The sequence below is a fragment of the Legionella brunensis genome, assembly GCF_001467025.1.
Lineage (GTDB): Bacteria > Pseudomonadota > Gammaproteobacteria > Legionellales > Legionellaceae > Tatlockia > Tatlockia brunensis.
Map to the genome: position 1 here is coordinate 416,672 of NZ_LNXV01000004.1, position 23,285 is coordinate 439,956.

Sequence of the window (23,285 nt, forward strand, 5' to 3'; positions counted from 1 at the left end):
CCAATTTAAAGGGCATTTAATGGCTCAATATATACACTGGGCTCTCTCACTAAAAGCAAAACAGGCTCGACTTGAATTGGTAACTTTAAACTAATCAGCAAAGGAGTTTGTCGTTGTGGAAATTGAGATAAAGCCGAGCTTATATAAAAAAGTGAGATTGGTAGATTAGCATTGTTGATAACAGCATTCTGTAACTCATGTGGTCTTGGGAGTTTGCGAGGGTGTACACTACCAAGCCATATTGGCTGGCGATAATGTTGAAGATGGTAGTTAGAACGCCAAATTCGTAGAATTTGTACAGGATTACCATCTTTAGGTTGATAAGTCATCATCAAAACTGGTTTTCGATTTAAATAAAGTTGAGACATTAGTGGTAAATCTTGCGCCGAGGGTTGTCCACTCATTCTTGTTAACAGTGAGTTAAACAAGGAGTCGTTAAATTTTTTCCAACCGAAAGCGGTTAATGCCTTCTCCAAGCTGGAAATGGAACCAACATATTGAATATTAAAAGCACTGATATAGCTTCCGATTCGGTTGGTTCTATATACAGGTAGAAGGGGCTTTTGTTGATTCCACCAAAGTTCCTCGGTAAAAACATATTGAGCCAAATAGGGTTGATGATTTCGCAGTGCCTGGCGATAGGTCAAACTTCCTACCATTCCTGAGATCAGGATGATTATCACCAAGATAGCCAAAGGGCCATAAGTAGTACATTCAATATTTGCTTTATACCGACGATAGAAAAGCCAATGAAACGAACATAGGCTAAACCCGCATAAGTAGGCTCCTAAACTATCCGTTAACCAATTATCTCCAAGATATAGAGGGGCTAACCCTGCAAGAAACAAAGCACAAGAAAAAATAATTTTTACGAAGCGATTTATGAGAGTTGCTTCGTAAGCATTAATAAAAAACATAAGGGCTCCGAAAAGAGCCGTCGCATAGGTTAATCCTATTATTGGAAACGAGTTATTAGTTTTATTTTCTAATAATCCTTGTGGTCTTGGACTGTCGATAGCCCAATGTACAAAAAGTAAAATCAGGGTACAGGATAAACAAAGACTAAGCCAATAGGCTAAAGAGCGCCAATCACGATAGTAAAGGGCTATAAGAGCTATGATTATTATTACCGAAAAAAGAGTAAACGGACTTATAATTTGCGAAGCAATAATAAAAAAAGTATCGAATGAGTGCGTGCGTAAGCTCTGTAAAAAAAGATGAGCCGGCTGATTAACATCATCAATCCATATTTCTTGAAAAACTAAGCCTGCTAATATCCAAAATAGTAACGTGCTCAGTATAAATAAAATAACCAGAGCTGCAGTTGGATAATAATTTAGCTCTTCGGCTGGCGTAAGAAGTTTATATATTTTAGCTAATTTTGGGTAATCACGGGACCAGGACCAAAAACTGTGCAATCCAGAGCGGAGCAAACGATTTAATCGGATAAATAACCACTTAAGTCCTACGCTTAACAACCAAATACCAGCAAGTAATAACAAGACTGCGATAAAAAGCCTCGTAGCGCTTTCACGAGATAATTCACTGCTTGCTGCACCAAGTAGCACACCAGGAAATACATATAAAATTGCCCAGCCTATTGCAGAGAGTGTGTTAGCAATAAAAAAACGCCACTGGCTCATTCTCATCATTCCCGCAATAACTGGAATGATTGAGCGCAAGGGACCAACAAAGCGTCCAACTAAAACACTCTTGCCTCCATGTCGAGAAAAATATTCTTTGCCATACAGTAGCCAGTTTGGATATCTGCTAAACGGCCAAATGTTGACCAATTTTTCACTGAATGTATAGCCGAGCATATAACTTGCACTATCACCAGCAATTGCCCCTAAAGTAGCAGCCAAGAGGGTTAAGTCAATTCGCATAACGCCAGAGCCTGCAAGAATACCAACGGCAGTCATAGTAACAGACCCAGGAATAATGCTGCCAATAATTGCTAGTGATTCAGTAAATGAAATTAGGAAAGTAATTAGCAATGCCCAATGAGGATGAGCATGGAGCCAGATAGTTAGCGGTTGAATATAATCGGCAAAAAAATGCATGGCTTAATGTTCAAATTGAGTTAAAAATACCTCAGTAAATTGTTTACTGACGCCAGCAACACTTACATTGGGAATATAATCACTAATTTGAGTCATTTTAAGTTTGGCAAATCCACAGGGATTAATTCCTTCAAACGGTGTTAAATCCATAGCAACGTTAAGAGCAATGCCATGATAGGTGCAGCCATTTTTCACACGTAATCCTATTGATGCTATTTTTTTATCATCCACATAGACTCCAGGCGCTCCTTGCTGTGTTGATGCATCGATATGAAATCGAGCCAGCAAGGTTATCAAAACTCGCTCCAACTGGCAGACCAGAGTTCTTATTCCAAGATGTTGCCGTCGAATATCCATCAGGACATAAGCTACAAGTTGGCCTGGACCGTGATAAGTGACTTGGCCGCCTCGATCACTTTGTACAATGGGAATAGCATTGGGATTTAGGATATGCTCAGCTTTACCTGCTTGTCCCTGCGTATAGACCGCTGGGTGTTGAAGTAACCACAATTCGTCAACAGTATTTTCATCTCTTACTGAGGTAAATTCCTTCATATCATTCCAAACAGAGAAATAAGGTTGCAGTCCTAAATTTCTAATATTCCACATCATAGTACCATTTTAATATCAGGGTGTTGTGTCAATTCAAGATATAGAGCATCCAGAGTAATTTGATCACAAACATAAATTGTTACAGTGATAGCTAGATAATTACCTTGCTGACTTTCTTGACAAATTATTGCGTCGTCAGGTGTTGCTGGAAAATGCTTGCGCGTAATTTCAGTAACTTCTACAAAAAAATTATCCGTATTGGTTCCAATAATTTTTAGTGGAAAGTTGCAGGGAAACTCTATTAGCGATTTTTTATCGGTCATATTGGTTATGGATTAGTTGTTGATATTTCGCATTAATTTGTTCCCAAAATACACCGCCATAGCCATTACCTATTGGTAAATTATCAATGGTAGTTATGGGATAAATTTCTTTGGTAGTACTTGTTACCCATACCTCTTGTGCTTGCAAAAGTGCTTTTGTGGGAATTTTTTCCTCTCGAAGGGGCCATGATAAGGATTTTATAAGTTCAATAGTAATTTGACGTGTTATACCAGGTAGACACATATTATCAAGGGGAGGGGTATAGATAATACCGTCAGGGTCCACTAGAAATACGTTGCTTGCACTTCCTTCAGTAAGGATACCATCGCGCGATAGAATAGCTGTATTGGCACCTTGTGATACGGCTTCATCATTAAGCAAAATATTGGCAAGCAGGGATGTCGTTTTGATATCACAACGTAGCCAGCGAATATCTTCAACAATATTCGCACGTAAACCGAGTTTTTTTGTCTCAAAAGAAGCATAAGGCGTATGGATAGTAAAAACAATGACCGAAGGCTTTAATTCGCCTGGGATGTCGTGTTTACGAACACCTTGATTGCCCCGTGTGATATGGACATAAAGTTGCAGATCTCGAGCTCCATTTTGTTCGATCAACGTATTGAAGATAGTCCTCCAATTAAGCTTCGGGTTAGCTATTCTGGCATGCATCAGGCTTGTTTCTAGTCTTTTTAAATGCCTTTCAACAAAAAAAGAGCGACCTTTATAAACAGGGATAACTTCATAAACAGCATCAGCAAACAAAAAACCTCGGTCAAATACCGAGATTTTTGCTTCAGAAGCAGGGAGGTAGTCACCGTTGATAAAAACAATGCCTGACATTATTGCGTATCCTTAACCAAACCAGCTCCTGAACGTTAAGCGAATAGAGTCCTTCATGCGTGTAAAGATACCTCCCTGTGGTACATCCTGAAGCGCATAGAGGTTTTGTGTACTAATAACATTATTATCAAATTGTACTACCAACTCACCCACTTTATCACCTTTTTTAATTGGCGCCTCCAAATTTTGAGAAACCTTGGTATTAACACTTAATCGCTGGTATTGTCCATTAGGAATGGTTACAAACTGATCTTCATGTAATCCAATAGTCAATTTATTTGTAGCACCTTTAAACACGGGAATTTCAGTGATAGTTTTATTACCTTTATAAAGTTCATGCGTTTCGAAAAAGCGGAAGCCATAATTTAACAAACGCTCACTGTCATCAGCTCGTGCAGTTTCTGTAGGAGAGCCCATAACAACAGCCAAAAGACGCATATTATCGTGCTTTGCTGACGAAACGAGACAGAAACCTGCGTCGTTAGTGTGGCCAGTTTTTATACCGTCTACTTGGCTATCTCTCCAAAGTAAGCGATTACGATTAGGTTGACGTATAGCATTGTAGGTAAACCATTTTTGTTTGTACCAGTGATAATACTGCGGGAAATTGACAATTAAAGCACGGCCTAAAATCGCCAAATCTTTGGCAGTTGTGTATAAATTTTCATCTGGCAAACCAGTGCTATCGGTAAAATGGCTGTCTTTCATCCCTAAATTTTGAGCTTGTTGATTCATGATTTCAGCAAAACCTTGCTCACTACCGCCTAGATGTTCGGCCATCGCTACGCAAGCATCATTCCCCGAGTCAACAATAATTCCTTTCAGCAAATCTTCGATGGCAACTTGTTGTCCTTCTTTGACAAACATTCGTGAACCACCGGTTTTCCAAGCTTCACGACTAATGCGAACATTATCTGTTAAATGAATCTGTTCGCTATTCAGAGCGTTGGAGATAACATAAAGAGTCATCATTTTAGTTAAGCTAGCTGGTGGTAGCTTTTGCTCACTATTTTTTTCAGCGATGATTTTTCCGCTATTTACATCAATAAGGATATAAGCCTTGGCATTAAGGGTTGGGGCAGAAGGGGTAATTAGCGGTTTATTATTAATTGGTGCCGATGGAGGCACGCTTGATAAGTTTGCCGTTGGCAAAACATCTGCTGCATAAAAAACGCCTGTTTTTAGTAGGAGGGTAGCTGCCAATAATAATTTGCAGGTTGAGAGTGATGACTTCATGTTTCTATACTCATAGTTACAAAAAATGCCGCCATCTTATCACAGCCTCAATTCAGCAACCAAATTACATTAAAGGTATTTTAATGTAATTTCTCTTTGTATATATTACAAAAAAATAATTGATTTGAGTTTTAAAGCATGAAATTGATCTATTTATTTGCAATTTGTCTATTAAGTGGCTGCGCAACCTCTCCTATATCAACAATCCAAAATCAAAAAAATTCTTATTCCAAAACGACTAAAACTTCAACGCAAGCAACCTCATCTATCAAATCAAGATATGCCTTAAAAAATGATGGTGCTCCCAAAGGACCTCCGCCTACATCTTTTAAGGAGGTTAAACCTAAGCTAGAACCTTTTAGTCGCTATGGCAATCCTGATACCTATGCGGTAGAAGGGCGGACCTATGAAGTATTAAAAAATGCCAGTGGTTATAAGACACGCGGTGTAGCTTCATGGTATGGCACAAAATTTCATAAGCAAAGAACATCCAGTGGCGATGATTATGACATGTATGCTATGACTGCTGCACATAAAACTCTGCCTTTACCAAGCTATGTAAGAGTAAAAAATTTAAGCAACGGTCGAGTTGCTATTGTAAAAGTAAATGACAGAGGCCCTTTTCGTAATGATCGAGTGATTGATTTATCTTACGCGGCTGCCACCAAGCTTGGCTTGCTTCCAAAAGGCACAGCTCCTGTTGAGATTGAAGCACTTAACATTGGAAGACGAGTAGCTCATTATTATGTACAGGCAGGCGCATTCAGCTCGCAAAATCTAGCTAATATACTACAGAGTAAATTGGCCAAATTAACCCCATCTCCTGTCATTATTGAGAAATATCAACAACGCTATATTGTCAGAGTTGGACCATTTGCCACTAAACAAATGTCTGATTCATTGAAAAATAAATTGGCAGCCAATGGCGTGAAAGGTTCCTTTTCATTACTACGCTAACTTAAAATCTTCCCGACAATTGTCAGGAAGATTTCTAATACATCTAATCACCGTATTTTGAAAATTATATTATTTCTGTTCTAAAGTTCACGACTCACGAGATGATTCAAAATTTCAGAGTACTGATTTTAATGCCCCGGTATTTCCAACATTCATGACACACATCAAAGCTCTGTGTTATTCTTTCATCTTATTTTTTTACCGGATTTGCTTATAAAAAAGCCATCAAGCACCTAGAATTATCATGTTAGGGGAATTATGGTGGCAGAAGTAATAATGAAGGTTTTCAAAGAGAAGTACTAATGAGTAGAAGACGACAAAAGTTACCCACTGAAACAAAGATTGCAGAAGTAGAAAAATTTAGTCACGATGGTCGCGGCATTGCTCGTTTAAATGGAAAAACTACTTTCATTCAAGGAGCTCTCCCTAGCGAAAGGGTATCCTTTCAATATACCCGAGTTAAAAGTGATTTTGATGAAGGCAAAGTAGTCTCTATTCTTTCTTCCTCTTCTTCACGCGTAGAACCGCGTTGCCCTCACTATACTCTTTGTGGTGGTTGCTCATTGCAACATTTAGATGAGAAGACGCAAATTCACGAAAAGCAAGCTTTATTGCTTGATTTACTACAACGTGTAGGACATTGTGAACCACAGAGAATTTTATCCCCTCTGACAAGTGGAAGTTGGCATTATCGCAATAAAGCTCGCCTTAGTGTTCGTTATGTAGAAAAAAAACAGGGGAGTCTTGTCGGATTTAGGGAAAAAAATAATCCACGATTTATTACTGAAATCAATGAGTGCTCCGTATTGAATGTTAGAATTGATAAAGAAATTACTAACTTACGCTTATTGATCGATTCATTTACAGATCCACGCGTTATTGCTCAAATTGAAGTGGCGGCGGGGGATCACGATATCGCTTTAATATTCCGCAACCTAGATCCGTTAACCACCGCCGATGAAGAAAAACTTCGCGAGTTTGGGCGAAGAACTAATTTTCGTCTTTTCTTACAACCTGGCGGAAGTGATACTGTAAAGCTTTTTTATCCTGAAGATAGTTCGGATTATTTAATCTATACCTTACCTCAGGAAAATATTAAATTTCAATTTCATCCCACTGATTTTACACAAGTGAATTCCGGATTAAATCAATTAATGGTCTCATTGGCTCTTGAGTTGATGGAGCTAACTTCAGATGACACTGTCTTAGATTTGTTTTGTGGATTAGGTAACTTTTCACTTCCTTTGGCAAAACATTGTGCAAAAGTAATAGGTGTTGAGGGTAGCGATGCAATGGTCACCAGAGCCCAAATGAATGCCCAGCTCAATCATTTGACAAACACCTCATTTTTCTGTGCTGACTTAGAAAAAATTGATGTTGCTGCAAAATTAGGTTCTCATCGAATCACGAAAATTTTGTTAGACCCTCCTCGATTAGGTGCTTTGGAAATTGTAAAACAGATCGATAGTCTAAATCCTGAGCGCATCGTGTATGTTTCTTGTAATCCTGCAACATTGGCAAGGGACGCTAATATTTTGGTTAATCATAAAGGTTATCAGTTAGACGCCGCTGGCGTTATGGATATGTTTCCCCATACAGCCCATGTAGAGTCAATAGCCTTATTTGTGAAGGATAAATAGTTATGGTTAAAGTTAAAGAAGATACTCCTTGGTCAGTAGATGGCAATATTGATGTTGAACAGTGGCTGCAACAATTAGGCAGTAAAGGGTATTTTCAAGACTTAGATTTGATTCGTAACGCCTGTACATTAAGTCAACTGGCTGGACAAGACCATGCCACTGAAACCGGCGTATCATGTTTGCAATTGGGTCTGTCAATGGCTGATGTGTTGGCTGATTTGGAAGTAGATCAAGAGACTTTAACTGCGGCAATTATATTTGAAAACGTACATTATGCTGAGTTGTCATTAGAGGATGTGGAAGAACAACTAGGTCCTCATATCGCCAAGCTTGTGAAAGGGATTGAAAAAATGAGCGCGATGCATAACTTGCAAGCGCTCAGTAAATACCCTCAAAACAAGCATCAAATTGATAATATTCGCAAAATGCTACTAGCAATGGTTGATGATGTTCGTGTTGTACTCATTAAATTAGCAGAGCGTCTTTGCATTTTACGCACCTCAGCACAACTTCCTGAAGGGATGCGGCAACAAATAGCAACTGAAGCCATGGAGATCTATGCACCTCTCGCTAATCGTCTAGGAATTGGGGCTATCAAATGGGAAATGGAAGATCTTGCGTTCCGTTATTTGCATCCAGAGGACTACAAAGCGATTGCCAAAGGATTAAAAGCTAAACGCCTAGATAGGGATCGTTATGTTGATTTCATTGTCGAAGAATTAAATCGACAAATTCGCACCACAGGCGCCCATCATTTTGCTGTTTATGGTCGCTCAAAACATATTCACAGTATTTATCGCAAAATGAAACGTAAGAATGTTTCATTAGAAGAAATTTACGACGCCACAGCAGTAAGAGTGTTAGTAGAAACAAAAGAACAATGCTATGAAGTTTTAAGTATGGTTCACTCTTTATGGAAACAAGTTCCCATTGAGTTTGATGATTACATTGCGAATCCGAAACCCAATGGTTACCAATCCTTACATACCGCTGTTGAAGGCCCCGAAGGGCGAGTTTTTGAAGTACAAATTCGTACTTTTCAAATGCATGATCTTGCCGAGATGGGTGTTGCTGCCCACTGGAAATACAAGGAGGGTGGTGTCAGCCAAAAAGAAAGTCATGAACGTAAGATTGAATGGTTGCGTGATGTATTAGCTTGGCATAGAGAGATGGCTGCCACAAAAGGCGTCTCTGAGTCAATTGAAGCTGAATTTCTTGAAGATCGAGTATATGTTTTTACCCCAGACGGTGATGTTCTTGATCTCCCTCAAGGTGTCACTCCTCTTGATTTTGCCTATCATGTTCATAGTCAAATTGGTCATCGATGCCGAGGCGCCAAGGTTAATGGCACGATTGTTCCTTTAACTTATGAACTAAAAACAGGTGATAAAGTTGAAGTGCTCACCGGAAAAGATGAGCGTCCTTCGAGAGACTGGATTAATCCACATTTAAATTATTTAAAAACATCGCGAGCCAAGGCGAAAGTGTTGCATTGGTTTAAAATGCAAGACTATGACAAAAATAAGGATGAGGGTCATGAAATTCTCGATAAAGAATTAAAAACGCTTGGTATTAAAACAGATCGACTAAATGACGTTCTTGCTTCATTTAACTTTAAGCGTTCTGATGATTTATTGGCAGCCCTCGGACGTGGCGATATTAAGCTAGGACAAATTCTCAATAAATTATCACCTGCCGAAGCTGTATCTCCATCTATTCAACAAATTGTCAAACCACATGCCAAACCAGAGGTAACAGGTAGTGATTTGCGCATTGAGGGAGTTGGTAACTTACTCACACATATGGCTCGCTGTTGTCAGCCTGTACCTGGGGACGATGTCGTTGGCTATATTACAGTAGGGCGCGGAGTATCTGTTCATAAACAAGATTGCCCTAATATTATTCATGCAAGCGAAAAACAACGACAACGCTTTTTACAGGTTAATTGGGGGAGCTCTACAAGAGATCACTATGTAGTAGATGTATTGATCAAGGCTTTCGACCGCGCTGGCTTGTTAAGAGATGTAACATCCTTGCTTGCTAACGAAAAAGCCCATGTGTATGCATTGCAGACTCAAAGTCATAAACAAGACAATACAGCCCATATTAAGTTAACTGTAGAAATCGATGGATTGAGCAGCTTGTCACGTTTATTAAATAAATTAGAGCAAATACCTAATGTCTTGGAGGCAAGAAGACAAGTCTAATCCAAACAATCTTTTCACTTGATAGAGAGACATGAGGTGCTAAAGAACCTTATGTCTCAACGGAGATATTTTTAAGACAGTACACTAACTTTTTCTTTCTGTTGTTCTTTGATTAAACTCAGCGTTTCCCGACAATGACCAATAAAGGTATCTTTAAATGGTTTTGATTCTTTATTTGCTAACGGCAGAATCTCCACGGTTGTAATCAATTGTTCTAAGAAGTGTATACATTCTTCGTCAGAGTGCTTGGGAGCATGATGCGGTTGCTCAAAATTCAATAGATTTTCCATTGAAGAGGGTTCTAACATGCGTTTGAAATATGGAGTAATAAAAGGGCTTGCATCGAATTCTTTTTTGCTACCATACCATTTAGTTAACGCTTTTTTATACTCTGAAATAGCTTCTGGCTGTAGAAAATCTGTGTAACTTTGAATTCCTGACGGGAAGTTTTTCCCTAAATGAAAACGAGGTTGAATATTAATTTCGGAGAAATATTCCAACAATTTTTTCTCAAAATTAGCAATACCTGGCGCATCAGGATGAGTTACGATGTCAAGCGCTAGAATATGCTCATCCTCAGAACTGGTTGCCGTGGTAGATAACCCGCCAGTTGTACCTTTGATGTAGCGCGCATAAACAGCATAGGTAACTGGATATTCGTCATGTTCAGAAGCCTCTTTCAGCAACCCATCAATTTTTTGTAGAACCTCTGCCAATAAATCGCCAGCTTGCTTATCCTTAACAGGGAGAAGATAACTAACATCGCGCATTGCTTTAGGGAAAGCGACTTGATAATGAGTAATGCTATTTTCATGATCAATAATTGATTGAGTACCTCGTGTCCCTGTAATAGCAGCTGCTGCTAGTAGTAAATAAGAAGGCAAAAGCTTTAGAAGCTTACTATCTAATAAAAACTCTTGGACTGAATCACCTGCTCTAACGCTTAATTCCTGTGCCCAGGATCGAGCATCAGCAGTGTAAGGAGGATCCTGAATTTGGGTACGTGCTTCCTTGGTATAATTCCATAAACGGATCTGCCATTTATTAAGCTGCACCAGATCTTCGTGAGGATAGCCATGGCTAGGAATTCCAATTAAGCTAAAATATTGATTGTTATTTAATAGGTCATTTAAATGCGGAGCCATTGTCTTTACATCGGGGAAATTATGAACAGTTTCTTTAAGATTAAAAGCCTCAACTGTTTTAAGATTCATGCTAAGAACTATACCTAATGCACCTGAATGAGCAGAACACAACGTGGCAAAATCTTCATGATCAGAAGTTATTTCGCGAATATTTCCATCCCTATCACAAACCCTTAAACTAGTAATCTGCCCGCTAAATGCCGGCTCATCACGACCAGTTCCATGCCCTCCTGTACCTGCCAAGCCAACAGCACTTGCCCATGAAAGCATACTTGCGGTTCTTAGTGATAGCTTTAGATCCCTAAGCTTTTGTGCAAGAGTTGCGATTTGCACGCCAGATGTAACGAATACCTCATACATTTTAAGGTGATCTAGAGGATTATTGGAATCAACCGGAACATCTCGTTTTATTTCATGCAACTTTTTGACTGCTTGATATTTAGGGCTAAAACGAATAATTACGTCTGCCGCAGAACCTTCTGAAAACGAAAATGATTCATTATAGCGTTGCTCTTGATCTTTTGCCCAAGGGAAAAAGCAACAATCATTTTTTTTATCTGCCCAACCTGCTGTTGCTCGAACTGTAATTTTATTATCAGTATGTTGCTCATTTTGTTTTTTAACCGCACGCGCTACTTCTTGAACTTGTTTCTCATTGTCAACTTGAACTATAACCGCGTTTTTCCTTACATTCTCCATATAATTAGTCCAAGTTTTTACTTTATGCGAAATTCCCTTATCGGTTAAATCTTTTAAAAAAACCGCTTTAGATCCCTCAGCGAATGGCATATTCTTTCCTTGAATAAATTTAGACCAGAATTTTATACTGTCATGCCACATAAAGGTTCGTCAATTAAAATCAAGAAATTTTAAGAATAGTTTTTATTTTTTCATTTCTTAAAAGAGCGACAAAATTTCTATCTTAATGAATGCTCTCATGAGATAGTATGCAACTTTTAATAAGGTACGATAATCAAGATGGGGTTACTTTTAGTTATCTATGGGGTAGGTTTACTGATTTCTCTTTGGCAAAATTTAGTTACTTTATGGGGTATCAAAAAAATCAAGCGTAATTTATCCATTGACATGTTTAAGATACAGCCCAATTTAACTCGTGATTTTGTCTTCAAGATCTTTTTTTGGCCTTATTTTTTCGCTAAAAAGAACCCGCTGGAACGATTTTCTGAAACTTTTTTTATGCATTATGGGGATCAAGGAACTCGATATTTAGGTACAAAAGGACTTAAAAATTTTATAAATGATATTTTTAAGGGTAAAAATCGATACAAGAACTATACAGTGTGTCATTTTCTATGGGAAATTGATCCATTCAGCCCTTTATATCGAAGGTATCGCAAATACATTAATAAGCCAAACCTGATGGGATTTGCTGAAATTATTTTGGCATACTCAAAAGGCAACTATCTGTTGCATATCGGGTTGGTGAGTCAACCACTTAAATCCAAAATCTTAATTAGTCGCTTTGTACTTGATAATTGTGAACAACTTTCACAAGAGGAAGTTAAAGTACGTCTTGCAGAAATTAATTCATCAAAATTCCAAGAAATGCAGTCTGACTGGATCTAGTCAAAAGATTACATGTAAACGACATTATGCTGAGCTTAGCATAATGGTTTCTTAATCTAAAGCGTGTAAAATTTGAACATATGGCTTTGAGGGGAAAATCATGTCAAAAAGACTATATGAGATACTTAAGATTGATGAAACTGCTACTGCTGAAGAAGTTAAAAAGGCTTATAAAAAAGAGGCTTTAAAAAATCACCCCGATAAAAACAGGGACAATCCTCAGGCTGAAGAAAATTTCAAAGCCCTTAACAATGCCTACGCAATTTTGTCAGATACAACACTTCGTCCTCTATATGATGAGGGTCTAATAGATGAGAATGGCAACCCAAAAGCAGAGAGTGCTGAGGAAGAACGAGAAGCACAGACGTTTTTTGATGAGAAGAATTTCACCTCTTTCGTTGATCCTGATGATATAAGAGAGCGGCTCAGGAAAGCGCAAGACGAAGCACAGAAGCTTTTTGACGAGGAAGTAAAACCTCATATCAGCGATAAGCAAGTGAAAAACTCTCCTGGAAGCAAAATTTATTATATTTATATTCGTAGTTTTGATCCGAGCATAAATTTTGACTCCAGCAAAGATTTTTTTGATATTGAGAATGAAGAGTTTCGTTCAAAAATTGCCGAAGAGTTGCACAGTAATGAGATTGTTTGGGTATTTGAATCGAAAGAAGAGGCTCTAAGAGCTAGTGGTCTAGCCCATGGTCTGGATACTCTAAAATGGGATGATGATAGAGATGATATTATTATTGAATGTTTACTAAGCCCTGAACTTTTACAAAAAACAACCCGTTTCGCGACTAGTGATGGCCGCGAAATTAATCTAGAGCTATTACATGATCATCATGCCAATAGAAATTGTTTTATTTTCAAAGAGTCGCCTCTAGATTCTGATTTATTTTCACTAGGGAATATTAGTGCTGTCTACCGAGTAAATCATCAGTTAAGTGTGAATGCATTTCAAGGGAATCTTGAGTCTAAAAAGATTCTTCTTGAAAACTTGGAGGAGGATGTTATTCATAATAGTGGCATCGAAGATCTTTTAATAGAGGATGGTAATTTAGAAGATCCTGAGATGAAAGATCCCAAGATAGAGGATAGTAATTTAAAAGATCCTGAGATGAAAGATCCTAAGATAGAGGATAGTGATCTCAAAAACTCCAAAATAAAAGCAATTATTCAAGCCCTTGATGAGGGCGAGACAAAATTAAAAAAACAAGAAATATTACTCCGAGAGATTAAAAAGAATCAATTGTCAGTTGCAGAGTTTAGTCTGCTGTATAATGCTGTGAAGAATATAGAACCTTTAAATGAACACCGAAATCCTAACTTGGACCGTTTTTTCGGTATCAAAAACACCACTTCCTGGCGAAATACCTTACAGGAATTCAGAGCAAGAGCGCTTAGCACTTTGTTAGAAGAAGTAGAGGCTATAGATGATCCAAATGAGAAATTTCAACGTTTAGAATCAGCTAAACAACTCCCTTTATTTAAGGAACATCGCAATAACTCAGTTTTCACAGGAGCCTGGGGAAGAACCTCGGCGGTCAAAAAAATAGAAGAACAACAGGAAGAAATATTGAAATCAATGCCTTCAATGGTTTCAAGATAATTGGTATAAGTTATGAGGGAGAAAACTGCTGTCGTGTTAGCCCAACTCACCGAAGAATTGAGAGCAAGGAAAACTGAAGTTTTACAGGAGTTTCATATTGAAATCACAGAAACCTCAATGAAACCTCTATAATTTTTAATCTTGTACTATTCTATTAATATCTCTTCATTGGATAATTGTTATGATTTTAGTCAGACAGGGAAGTTCTCGAGGAAAATCTGAGTTCTATTGGCTCAATAGTTTCCACACATTTTCTTTTGGTGATTATTTTGACCCTGATTTTATGGGATTTGGAAGTCTGAGAGTCATTAATGAAGATACAGTTCAACCTGGACAAGGATTTGGACGCCATCCTCATAAAGATATGGAAATTATTTCCTACGTGATTGAGGGTAGTTTACAACATAAAGATAGCATGGGAACTGGTACCATTATTACACCCGGTGAAATTCAATGTATGTCAGCAGGGACAGGCGTCGAACACAGTGAATTTAATCCATCCGCAACAGAAATCGTTCATTTCCTACAAATTTGGATCATTCCTGAAACAAAAGGCCTTACTCCCACATACCAGCAACAATCGATTCCCCAATTGAATAATAAATTAACATTAATTGCTTCAAAAGAAGGAAGAGAAGTTATTAAAATTAACCAAGATGTGAAATTGTACAGGGCATTTCTCACTCCAGAGCATTTGCTCAAGCATGAATTTGAACAAAAACGTGGAGGGTGGTTACAAGTAATTAAAGGTGAGCTGAATTTAAATGGTCAAATGCTTACGACAGGTGATGGAGCTGCCATTATCACAAACAATATTGAGGTTAAGTCCATCAAGAATACAGAGTTTTTATTATTTGACATATGCATGATGGATAGAGGACAGCGTTTAAAATAAGCATGATTCTCTTAATTGCTTCACCAGGGACAATTTAATGAGAAAATACCTTATCTTAATAGCATTTATCGGATTATGGTTAAGCAGCAATATTACCTTTGCCGCAAACACTCGGGATAAAGAGATTAAAGACCTGGTGCATTTTCTTACCTCTGACGCAATTCTTGTACCTAGTAAGACTTCGCTATTAATTCCTTTAAGCTTTTACGTAGGCAGTATTGAAGATGTCGCCAGATATTTTGGTGATTATATTTGCTCTGCTGACGATACTTGTACCGTTGTGGATACGCTGTACAGCAACCCTTATCCATTTTTGACGAGCCCGTATGTTATTTTAGGTCGTGGGTTGCCCCCACAGGATAGTACAGTACAACAGTGGCTCCAAGCACAAGCGCAAATTGAACGAACAAATACAAAATACGGAACAGATATTTATCATGCCGCAACCTGGCAAATTGCCTTGGCACTAGCCGCTGAGAATGATTACCTGAGTGAGGCAAAAGCAAAAGAATTAGTAGCGAATGAATTAGACTCCATTACCCACTCAGCAAATCGCGCATTCGGTACTTTCTTTCTATATGGCTATCAACTTTTAATTTTCGATCCTCTCAAGGCATTCACTTTTCGTTTAATTGCGACTAACTATTATAACAAGGATCCTTTTTTTGGGGGGCGATACCAAGACTTTCTCAGTTGGGATTATAATATCTTCGATTTGGCTAAAAATGATCCTGAAAAACACTCCCCAGACTTTTTTACTTTTGTAACCACCTGGTCCGATTGGAAGCCACTCACAGGTGAAAATGCATGGGCTCAATTAATTGGGCCACTACAAGCTGAATATATATTTACCGAAGGAAAAATTCCTGCGAGCTCTAAAACGCTCAGTAACGCAATAAATACCTTATATGCGTTCTCTGCAATGCAAACAGGTATAGGCGCGTTCTATTATGCCCCCGGGGGAACAAGGGATGGTCAAGGAACTCTCCCGGTTGGAGAAATCTCTATAGAAGATAATTTCTCGATGTTAGCTGGATTACAAATTTTAAAGAGGATACTGGAAAAAACGGAGAAAACTGCAGAAGTAACAAGTGCTTTGGAATCCATTGATATTATGCTCAATGGTGGTACTACAGTAAACGGCTATAAAACACTTGGGTTGTTAAGTTTTCTATATAATGGAGCTTTCGATGCCAAACAGGGAGTCTTTTTTACCCGCGGCTCGGTCAATATTCCTTCCTCCCAAAATGATTGGACTCCAGACACCTCTGAAGTACTGGCAGCCATGGCTGTCGATGTAAATCTATGGGGAATGTCCGCATTAGGAATTGAAACGGTGGATAAATGGTTTGGCCCGGGAACTGCCTTGAATATCTGGCGAATCGTTCGTAATCAAGGCGGCTATTACGGAAATGGACAACTGTGGGGGGTTGGTTTTACCCTAAATAACCATACAGATATTGAACCTGAAGACATTATGTCAGCGGAAAATACCGCCAGCGCTATTAATACATTGCAGGCATTAATCGATTACTATTCCCAATTGGGAATAAATACAGTAGAACTAGAGCGTGATTTGCAAAGTATACAGGATAACTTTTTCCATCTACGCAACGATGAATATTTAAGCGCTAATTTCGTTGGTGCAACCCCAAAAGAATTTTATACTGTTTTATCGATTGAATTAGGCCGAGCTTATCTTTACGCTAGTAGGCGTTTTGTCCTCCCTTTCATTTGGAATGCAAATACCTTGCCCAGTACAACAGCTACCTCCTGGGTATTGATCAATAAATTTAACTTTAATCCATTTCAATACACTGGAAAACTAGAGGGTGAGGATTATCCTATCCCTCTAAAAGTGGACATCCTCGATCATGATAATGAACCAGAAGGTGGTGCATTACCTAAAACTGTCAGAGTAGCCTACACCCGTGGAAATTTAGGCCCGGTTAAAAAATTAGTTATCAGTTACAATCTTGATGGGTCACAAACCAATTGGATTGTTGCTGCTAGCACTTCACAAAGTCGTGGTATTGCCTCGTTACCTAAAGGTGCAGAAGGAATTATGATTAGTTTTTTTAATGGCGGCTGGGCGAATGCTTGTCAAATTATACCTGCTAATAAGATTTGTAAAGATAATGGGTGTATGAGTGTTCATACGATTGTCGCAAGTTGGAGTTCGACTGGAAAGGGTGAGTGCGATATTGTTGATTAAGTTTTAGCTAATTTAGAATATCCGGGAATACTTTTGTATTCCCGGGCTACATTCTATTTTGTCACTTCAATTGTTCCTGCTGCACTGTTGGCTTTTATACTTGGATCATACATGGATTCTGCAAAAACCGCAGGCACTTGATAGTTCCCGGTATTTGTCGCCTTTATGCGATAAACAATTTCTTTTGCTGTAGAATCTACACCTGTAAAGAAAATAACACGATCTTCTCTTATATCTGCATAATTGATATTTCCATTACTTACTGAATCACGTATTACTTCAAATCCACCAGGCAAGAGATCTTCTATGGCAACATTATATAAATAGCGGTCTTCTAAAGTACGTATTTGAATATGCACTTCAATTTCACTACCTAAACTGACACTCGTAATGACATTACCTTTGTTATCTCGGTACTCACGATAAACCTCCAATCCCTTTCCGGTTGCTTTATCGGGGGATTTTTTGTCAAAACCTGCTTGGATAAGTTGATAGAAAAACATTTGTTTATTGGGGTTATTAAAATCAACTTGCTTAGCGTCCTCATCAATATTTGCTTGAGCATAATTACTATCAGCCGTGTTGAGTATTTTTTGTGTTTTATCGGCAAGTGCTTCGCTGATAGTAAAAGTACCGGCTTCGACAGGTGATGATTGGCCATATGCACTTAAGGCCAGGCTTGTATATCCTGAAAGAATGGTATTAATCTCATCACTGTTAATCGCTGAGACAAGTTGCATAACCAATTTATTACTAACCTTTGGCAAACGTTCGGGGAAATGGCGGGCGATTAAATAGAGATACTGAGCATTCGCTATGTTGCTATCATAAAAATCCGTGCTTACGGCAGATTGAGTTTGTATTTTATACTTATCAATTAGTTGATTCGCTTCAGAGAAACTCTTCAATAATTGATAGGTTGCGGCAATATACGCACCTGTAATATCTTGCTGCCAGCTTTGTGCTTGTTCTTTTTCTAAATAAAGCTGCAAATTAGTTAAATAATTAGTCGTGACAATCTCATTTCGTGTCAAAATATAAGTCGCATAAGCCTGGATACGAGCCATATCCAGATTTGAAGCATTCTGCGCCGCTAAATCTCTTAAATAGCCAAGTCCTGCGCTAAACATTTCATTAGGAACGTTATAACCTTGTGCGCGTGCTTCTGTTAAAAAATGCATTGCATATACGGATGAGAAATTATTGCTGTAATTATCACCAGCACCAGGCCAATAACTGAAGCTTCCATTAGACATTTGTCGTAGTCCTAATAGCTGAATGGTGTTCATCACTTTATCATTGATGTCTGCTAAATTTTTTGTAAACCAGGGTTGATTAGCCATTGCCAACAAGGGGAATGATTTACTTGTCAATTGCTCCGTACAGCCGTAAGGATAGCTATCAAGATATTGCTGTAAACCAGTAACCAAGATCATTGGACTGGTGGAAAGAGCCGCATTAACATTACGATATTCAGAATACAACTGACGCTCAATAGTGAGTGATTTTTTGTTGTCTTTACTACCACCGCTAGTTATTGATGTCATAAACGCTGTAGCAGGACGTATACTAAGGGTAGTATCCATAGAGCTTGACTTGCCACCGGCGCTTGCTACTAGTGTAATTTTGGCTGAGCCTAGAGAGGGTGTTGCTTTTATTTTGAATCGAACGGTCTGCTCGCGCCCTTCGCCAATAGTTAAAGTACTGTTTGCAGGCCCAATAATCTCAAGGGACGGAGTAGTGCTCAATTGTATGTTCACTTTAGCATCTTGACCTGAATCTTTAACATTGTTAGCTATACTTGCTGTAATTTCAAAAGTGTCGCCAGGAGCTACAAAGGTAGGGGCATTGGGATTAATGACAAAGTTGCCACGTATTTGCGACTCGGTTGCTGTTGCCCCAACAGAGTCAGTGGCAACAGCAACCGCCATCACTTTCAAAGTACCATTGAAATAATCAGGAACATTATAAGTTAATTGACGTGGTGTACTGTCAGTGTCGATAATTCCTGACCAATAAGCGACTGGCAAATCAGTTTTACGTTTGAAGGGGTTAAGATGTTTGGCCAATAACTCTTCTCCACCATCACCACCAACAGCGGAAAGCTCTCGTTCTTGGATATATTGCGGCAAAATTTGATCTACAGTTTGCTGAGTTAAGACTTCTAGTGCTCTTTTTTGGAAAAAGAAGGAAAGAGGGTCTGGCGTGGTATAATTAGCCACTTGCAAAATTCCTTCATCAACTGCAAAGACAATTATTTTGCCGGGTTTATCACTACTGTAATTAATGGTAAATGGTTCTCCTGGGCGCCCAAGCTCGGGGGTATTAAGCGTGATATGAACATTGTGGCTATCATGATCGACACTGAATGGTGTTACGCTATAGCTTAATGGGCTAATGAAAATATCAGGAGAGTTCCAATCGCGAACAAATGCTACATTCACATAGCCATTACCTTGGAAATCCTCAGGTATATAAATTTTTTGTACAGAACTGGTCGTGCTCGTTTTAAACCATTGAGTGGAATAAACTTTGTCACGTTCAATCGTAATTAACCCAGCTCCAGTATAGGGGGCTGTTATTTGCAGCTCAATATCTTCGCCCGCTTTAAACTCCTCCTTGTTGAGCTTAATACTAAGCTCAGCATTTTTAGCAAGTGGCAATTGGCTTGCGCCCACAATGCTAAATTTAAGATGACTTAACTCCACATTATTCTTATCAAGAATATTCACAGCAAAATCACCAATCTGCTGAGTTGGTAAAGGAAAATCAGTGCCTTGACCATTTATTGTGAAAGGATTGGTACTAATCACAGTGGTTTGAATAATAGATTGGTATTGATATGTTCCATTTGGCTTTTTAACCAGCGTGGTGACTGGATGTAAAGAAACCAGTTGTAATTTTAGATCAGAGATTGCTTGCTGATTTAATTGTGGATTCACAGCTATAAAATGCACGCTACGCTGACTATTTTGTTTGATATACCCTAAATCACCATCAGGTTTATAACCTATAAAATAGGGCAGTGGGCTCACTAGAGCAGTTGACTGTGTAGTTACGCTTCTCCCACCTTCAGCTTCAAATCCCTCACCAAAAAAAGTAAGTTGGTAAGTAGCTTTATCAAACCGCTCAAGGTTTAAATTAAATCGCGCCTCACCTTTATCATCTGTTTTGACATCCGCAAGAGTATCCGTAAATACTTTGGTGAGCTTGTTGGGATCAACGAGTGGATCTGAAAATACATAATCAGGGTATTTTTTAAACTCTACTCTTTTGGGTGACAATAAAATTTTGCCACCGACTCGACGATCTACAGCGGGTGCGCCATACAAATTCCACAATTGTACTTCTGCCGTCAACCCTGCAGGAGAAATCCAGCCTTCCGTTGGATTTGCGGAAAAATTAGATTTAATTCGCATCCTGTCGGGTTGAAACTCTGCTACTCGAATGGAAGTAGAGCCCAATAAACTATCGGGATGCTGATCTTTTACAATATAAAGATTAATTGAATACTGCCCAGTAGGAGAAGCAGCATTAGTTTCAAGATCGAAAGCTGCATAACCACTCGCATCAAGGGTGAACTTTTCATCGCGAATAGTAGCACCTCTTGGATCTGTTACTGTTGCTTCAACCATTAATCCTGCAGGTTGTGGCTGAGCATAAGCTTGTCTGACGATCAATCCAATATGAGCAACATCACCAGGACGATAGATACCTCGGTCAGAAAATAGATAGGCGCTTAAGCTATGCTGATCTTGATAATTAGTATAAATGCCACCGATATCAAAACGAGAAAAATTTAACTGGCGATTAGAGTTATTGTATGGGATAAAAGAGACATCATTCCCTAAACTTGCAAGATAAACAACAGGCTCTCTATCGTCAATAAAATCAGTTAATGTAGGGAAGGTAGCTCTACCTTGCGCATCTGTTGTATAAGTTAATAGGGGAAGACCATTTTTGCCTAAGACGCTGACGTTAACATTGGCTAGAGGCACTCCTCCAGTAATAGACTGCACGAAAACATCATGACTACCATCACGATTGTCCTTAACCACTAGCCCTAAATCAGTAATTAAAACCAGACGACTTGCTTTAGCATCCAGAGGTGAATTATTTTGTGTATCCCAACCCGTTGCCTGCAACAAAAACAAGCCTTGAGGTCCACTGATGTTAGTAGTTGTTGACAAGTATTTAGCAAAATCTAAAGCGGTATATTGTTGTTTGGTAAGATCTGATGCATCAAATTGCTGAATTTCTGAAAATATCTGGCTTATATTTTGCTGGTTAAAATTTTGGTTGATAAAATAGGGATTATTGAAGTCGCCCTGAGTTTGGGTAACCAACTGATTGATATCCGAGGGCAACACTCGGGCAAAATTAAATTTAACTGCCGGAAGGCCGCGAATTAAAACCGAGAGTTTTTTTTCACTATTGAGCGCAAGCAATGCTCCTTTATGCAAGAAACTAATTTCTTTTGGATACTCAGGCACTTTAATAATAGTTGCATAATCATTGTTTAAAACAAAGTCACCAAATCCACGCGTCCCTTTATCGATTTTAAGATAAATATATCTAGGTGTTTGTGCTGTAAATTTGTAACTGTGTAAAGTTGCAAAGTTACGATCGGCAGGAATTGCTTGTAATGATAGGGGGGATGATAGTTTTAAAATGCTTGCGGAAACTTCACCAGGGTTTTGCCATGCATAATTCTTTTTTTCTTCTTCTGAAACCGTTGCCGGGTAGTTTTCTGGCAATAAATAGACGTGGAGAGATTTCTTAAGCTCAGCCTCCGTAACACCCAAGGAAGTTTCTACCGTTAAGATTTGTTCAGGTCTATCTTGCTCATTGCGAATAATAGAAGCTGCTGTTTCACTCACTTTAAAATAATTACTTACATCAGGAAGCAACAGATTTTTGTCAACAGTTGCAGTGGTCTCACCAGGACCCTTTAATGATTTTAACCCTTCATTGATGTTCAATACTAAATAGCGAGATATTTCAGGTAGTGAGAGTGGTTCAGAACGCAAATAGGCTACCCGTTTGTGCGTATCATAGGTAACATTAAATTTAAAATGTTGCGCATTAAGATCTAGACTCCCTTTCTTCATCGCTTCAAGAATTAAGGAAGTTTTATTTTCGAAACTGGTAGGATCGACTGGAAAATTGAAATTAATTGTTGCAATCGCTTGTCTTATTTTGGGATTAACAGGATCTTGATAAAAAGAAAACTCTGAAATTTTAGCTTCGAAAGGTTGTGTTGCAAAAGAATAGTCATAACCTTCCATACTTGCTTCAGGGGCAAAAAAATCTTTAGCAAAATGTATTCGGTAGGTTTGCCCAGCCGGCCAATCTTCATCGGGGGTAAATACTAATCGGCTATCACTTTCCCAAACCCATGTCCCTTTTACAGCAGGTTGCACCTCGATGCCTTCAGTAACGTCTTTCCCAATTTGTTTTAAAGGGGCTACCGATTTAGCTGTGAAGCTATTTTCTTCTTCACTTTCGTTTGAATCATCAGAGTTTCTATTTGAATCTGTATTTGCATTGGCATTAGAGTCTGCATCAGTCGATGAGGTATCAATACCAAAATCAATAACCAGATTGTCGGGTACGAGTTTATCATCTTCGATCGGCGTAATTTTGGGAGAAGTAATTGATGCAGTTACTAACTGAGGCTTTGGTAAATTTTTATACCAATAGTAGCCATATCCAGCCGCTGCGAGTAATACTATAATGCCTACCATTCCACCCCAGAAAGTTTTGGGTCGGGAAGTTGCTTGATAACGTAATGAGGACACCCAAGGTGGACTTGTCCAGTTTAAGCGGCCAAATATAAGTGCAAAAAAAACGCTAACAGCAGCAAAAATCCGGAATCGTGATTGTTTGTTCATATAATATCCAACTTGAGATGACTAGGCGGGCACTTTTAAGGTAAACTTGGTTATTTTAACACCACCTAAATTTTTATTAAATATGGTTGGGTAAAACAGTTCACATACTATATTAGCG

14 protein-coding genes are annotated in these 23,285 nt (G+C 38.6%); 7 read left to right on the forward strand and 7 right to left on the reverse strand.

Features of this window, described 5'->3' with window-relative positions; all coding sequences use genetic code 11:
• Window positions 1-5: 5 nt before the first annotated feature.
• From Lbru_RS03550 to Lbru_RS03570, 5 genes are read right to left on the reverse strand one after another with little or no spacing between them, the layout of a single operon-like run.
• Entirely contained in the window at window positions 6-2,063 is a 2,058-nt protein-coding gene (locus Lbru_RS03550) for a VTT domain-containing protein (protein WP_065235414.1), read from the reverse strand.
• Window positions 2,064-2,066: 3 nt separating this feature from the next.
• Complete coding sequence (lipB, locus tag Lbru_RS03555; protein ID WP_058440794.1) at window positions 2,067-2,672, reverse strand: lipoyl(octanoyl) transferase LipB; 606 nt, start codon at window positions 2,670-2,672, stop codon at window positions 2,067-2,069.
• A complete protein-coding gene (locus tag Lbru_RS03560; protein ID WP_058440795.1) occupies window positions 2,672-2,938 on the reverse strand; it encodes an HP0495 family protein in 267 nt (88 codons plus the stop codon). The genes lipB and Lbru_RS03560 overlap by 1 nt, the downstream gene beginning before the upstream one ends.
• A complete protein-coding gene (locus Lbru_RS03565) occupies window positions 2,928-3,782 on the reverse strand; it encodes an aminotransferase class IV (protein WP_058440796.1) in 855 nt (284 codons plus the stop codon). Before Lbru_RS03565 ends, Lbru_RS03560 begins: the two co-directional genes overlap by 11 nt.
• 12 nt (window positions 3,783-3,794) lie before the next feature.
• On the reverse strand, window positions 3,795-5,018 hold the full coding sequence (locus tag Lbru_RS03570) for a D-alanyl-D-alanine carboxypeptidase family protein (RefSeq protein ID WP_058440797.1): 1,224 nt from the start codon (window positions 5,016-5,018) through the stop codon (window positions 3,795-3,797).
• 138 nt (window positions 5,019-5,156) lie between these two features.
• Between Lbru_RS03570 and Lbru_RS03575 the strand changes: the two genes are divergently transcribed.
• The 3 genes from Lbru_RS03575 (at window position 5,157) to relA (ending at window position 9,822) form a co-directional block, all read left to right on the forward strand.
• Window positions 5,157-5,975 carry a septal ring lytic transglycosylase RlpA family protein gene (locus Lbru_RS03575; RefSeq protein WP_058440798.1) on the forward strand — a complete coding sequence of 273 codons (819 nt, stop codon included), beginning with the start codon at window positions 5,157-5,159 and terminating at the stop codon, window positions 5,973-5,975.
• A gap of 302 nt (window positions 5,976-6,277) precedes the next feature.
• Window positions 6,278-7,615 carry a 23S rRNA (uracil(1939)-C(5))-methyltransferase RlmD gene (gene rlmD, locus Lbru_RS03580; RefSeq protein WP_058440799.1) on the forward strand — a complete coding sequence of 446 codons (1,338 nt, stop codon included), beginning with the start codon at window positions 6,278-6,280 and terminating at the stop codon, window positions 7,613-7,615.
• Window positions 7,616-7,617: 2 nt separating this feature from the next.
• Window positions 7,618-9,822: a GTP diphosphokinase gene (gene relA / locus Lbru_RS03585; RefSeq protein WP_058440800.1), complete on the forward strand. Its 2,205-nt coding sequence runs from the start codon at window positions 7,618-7,620 to the stop codon at window positions 9,820-9,822.
• Window positions 9,823-9,893: 71 nt separating this feature from the next.
• Here the strand turns inward: relA and Lbru_RS03590 are convergent, their stop codons facing one another.
• Window positions 9,894-11,756 (reverse strand): FAD-binding oxidoreductase, encoded by a 1,863-nt coding sequence (locus tag Lbru_RS03590; protein ID WP_058440801.1) that lies wholly within the window; start codon window positions 11,754-11,756, stop codon window positions 9,894-9,896.
• 189 nt (window positions 11,757-11,945) lie between these two features.
• Between Lbru_RS03590 and Lbru_RS03595 the strand changes: the two genes are divergently transcribed.
• The 4 genes from Lbru_RS03595 (at window position 11,946) to Lbru_RS03610 (ending at window position 17,273) form a co-directional block, all read left to right on the forward strand.
• Window positions 11,946-12,554, forward strand: coding sequence for a hypothetical protein (locus Lbru_RS03595; RefSeq protein ID WP_058440802.1), 609 nt, complete (start codon window positions 11,946-11,948; stop codon window positions 12,552-12,554).
• A 100-nt stretch (window positions 12,555-12,654) separates the two neighbouring features.
• Entirely contained in the window at window positions 12,655-14,163 is a 1,509-nt protein-coding gene (locus tag Lbru_RS17910; protein ID WP_058440803.1) for a J domain-containing protein, read from the forward strand.
• Between the two features lie 181 nt (window positions 14,164-14,344).
• The gene (locus Lbru_RS03605; RefSeq protein WP_058440804.1) at window positions 14,345-15,058 is read left to right on the forward strand and encodes a pirin family protein; all 714 of its coding nucleotides are present in this window, start codon (window positions 14,345-14,347) and stop codon (window positions 15,056-15,058) included.
• 37 nt (window positions 15,059-15,095) lie between these two features.
• Entirely contained in the window at window positions 15,096-17,273 is a 2,178-nt protein-coding gene (locus tag Lbru_RS03610; protein ID WP_058440805.1) for a hypothetical protein, read from the forward strand.
• Between the two features lie 53 nt (window positions 17,274-17,326).
• On the opposite strand, the gene Lbru_RS03615 is transcribed toward Lbru_RS03610, so the two are convergent.
• A complete protein-coding gene (locus Lbru_RS03615; protein ID WP_058440806.1) occupies window positions 17,327-23,167 on the reverse strand; it encodes an alpha-2-macroglobulin in 5,841 nt (1,946 codons plus the stop codon).
• Window positions 23,168-23,285: the final 118 nt, after the last annotated feature.

What these genes read in the sequence shown, in the direction of transcription:
- Lbru_RS03550 (WP_065235414.1), bottom strand. Translation starts at nt 2,063, where the DNA reads ATGCATTTTTTTGCCGATTATATTCAACCGCTAACTATCTGGCTCCAT.
- lipB (WP_058440794.1), bottom strand. Translation starts at nt 2,672, where the DNA reads ATGTGGAATATTAGAAATTTAGGACTGCAACCTTATTTCTCTGTTTGG.
- Lbru_RS03560 (WP_058440795.1), bottom strand. Translation starts at nt 2,938, where the DNA reads ATGACCGATAAAAAATCGCTAATAGAGTTTCCCTGCAACTTTCCACTA.
- Lbru_RS03565 (WP_058440796.1), bottom strand. Translation starts at nt 3,782, where the DNA reads ATGTCAGGCATTGTTTTTATCAACGGTGACTACCTCCCTGCTTCTGAA.
- Lbru_RS03570 (WP_058440797.1), bottom strand. Translation starts at nt 5,018, where the DNA reads ATGAAGTCATCACTCTCAACCTGCAAATTATTATTGGCAGCTACCCTC.
- Lbru_RS03575 (WP_058440798.1), top strand. Translation starts at nt 5,157, where the DNA reads ATGAAATTGATCTATTTATTTGCAATTTGTCTATTAAGTGGCTGCGCA.
- rlmD (WP_058440799.1), top strand. Translation starts at nt 6,278, where the DNA reads ATGAGTAGAAGACGACAAAAGTTACCCACTGAAACAAAGATTGCAGAA.
- relA (WP_058440800.1), top strand. Translation starts at nt 7,618, where the DNA reads ATGGTTAAAGTTAAAGAAGATACTCCTTGGTCAGTAGATGGCAATATT.
- Lbru_RS03590 (WP_058440801.1), bottom strand. Translation starts at nt 11,756, where the DNA reads ATGCCATTCGCTGAGGGATCTAAAGCGGTTTTTTTAAAAGATTTAACC.
- Lbru_RS03595 (WP_058440802.1), top strand. Translation starts at nt 11,946, where the DNA reads ATGGGGTTACTTTTAGTTATCTATGGGGTAGGTTTACTGATTTCTCTT.
- Lbru_RS17910 (WP_058440803.1), top strand. Translation starts at nt 12,655, where the DNA reads ATGTCAAAAAGACTATATGAGATACTTAAGATTGATGAAACTGCTACT.
- Lbru_RS03605 (WP_058440804.1), top strand. Translation starts at nt 14,345, where the DNA reads ATGATTTTAGTCAGACAGGGAAGTTCTCGAGGAAAATCTGAGTTCTAT.
- Lbru_RS03610 (WP_058440805.1), top strand. Translation starts at nt 15,096, where the DNA reads ATGAGAAAATACCTTATCTTAATAGCATTTATCGGATTATGGTTAAGC.
- Lbru_RS03615 (WP_058440806.1), bottom strand. Translation starts at nt 23,167, where the DNA reads ATGAACAAACAATCACGATTCCGGATTTTTGCTGCTGTTAGCGTTTTT.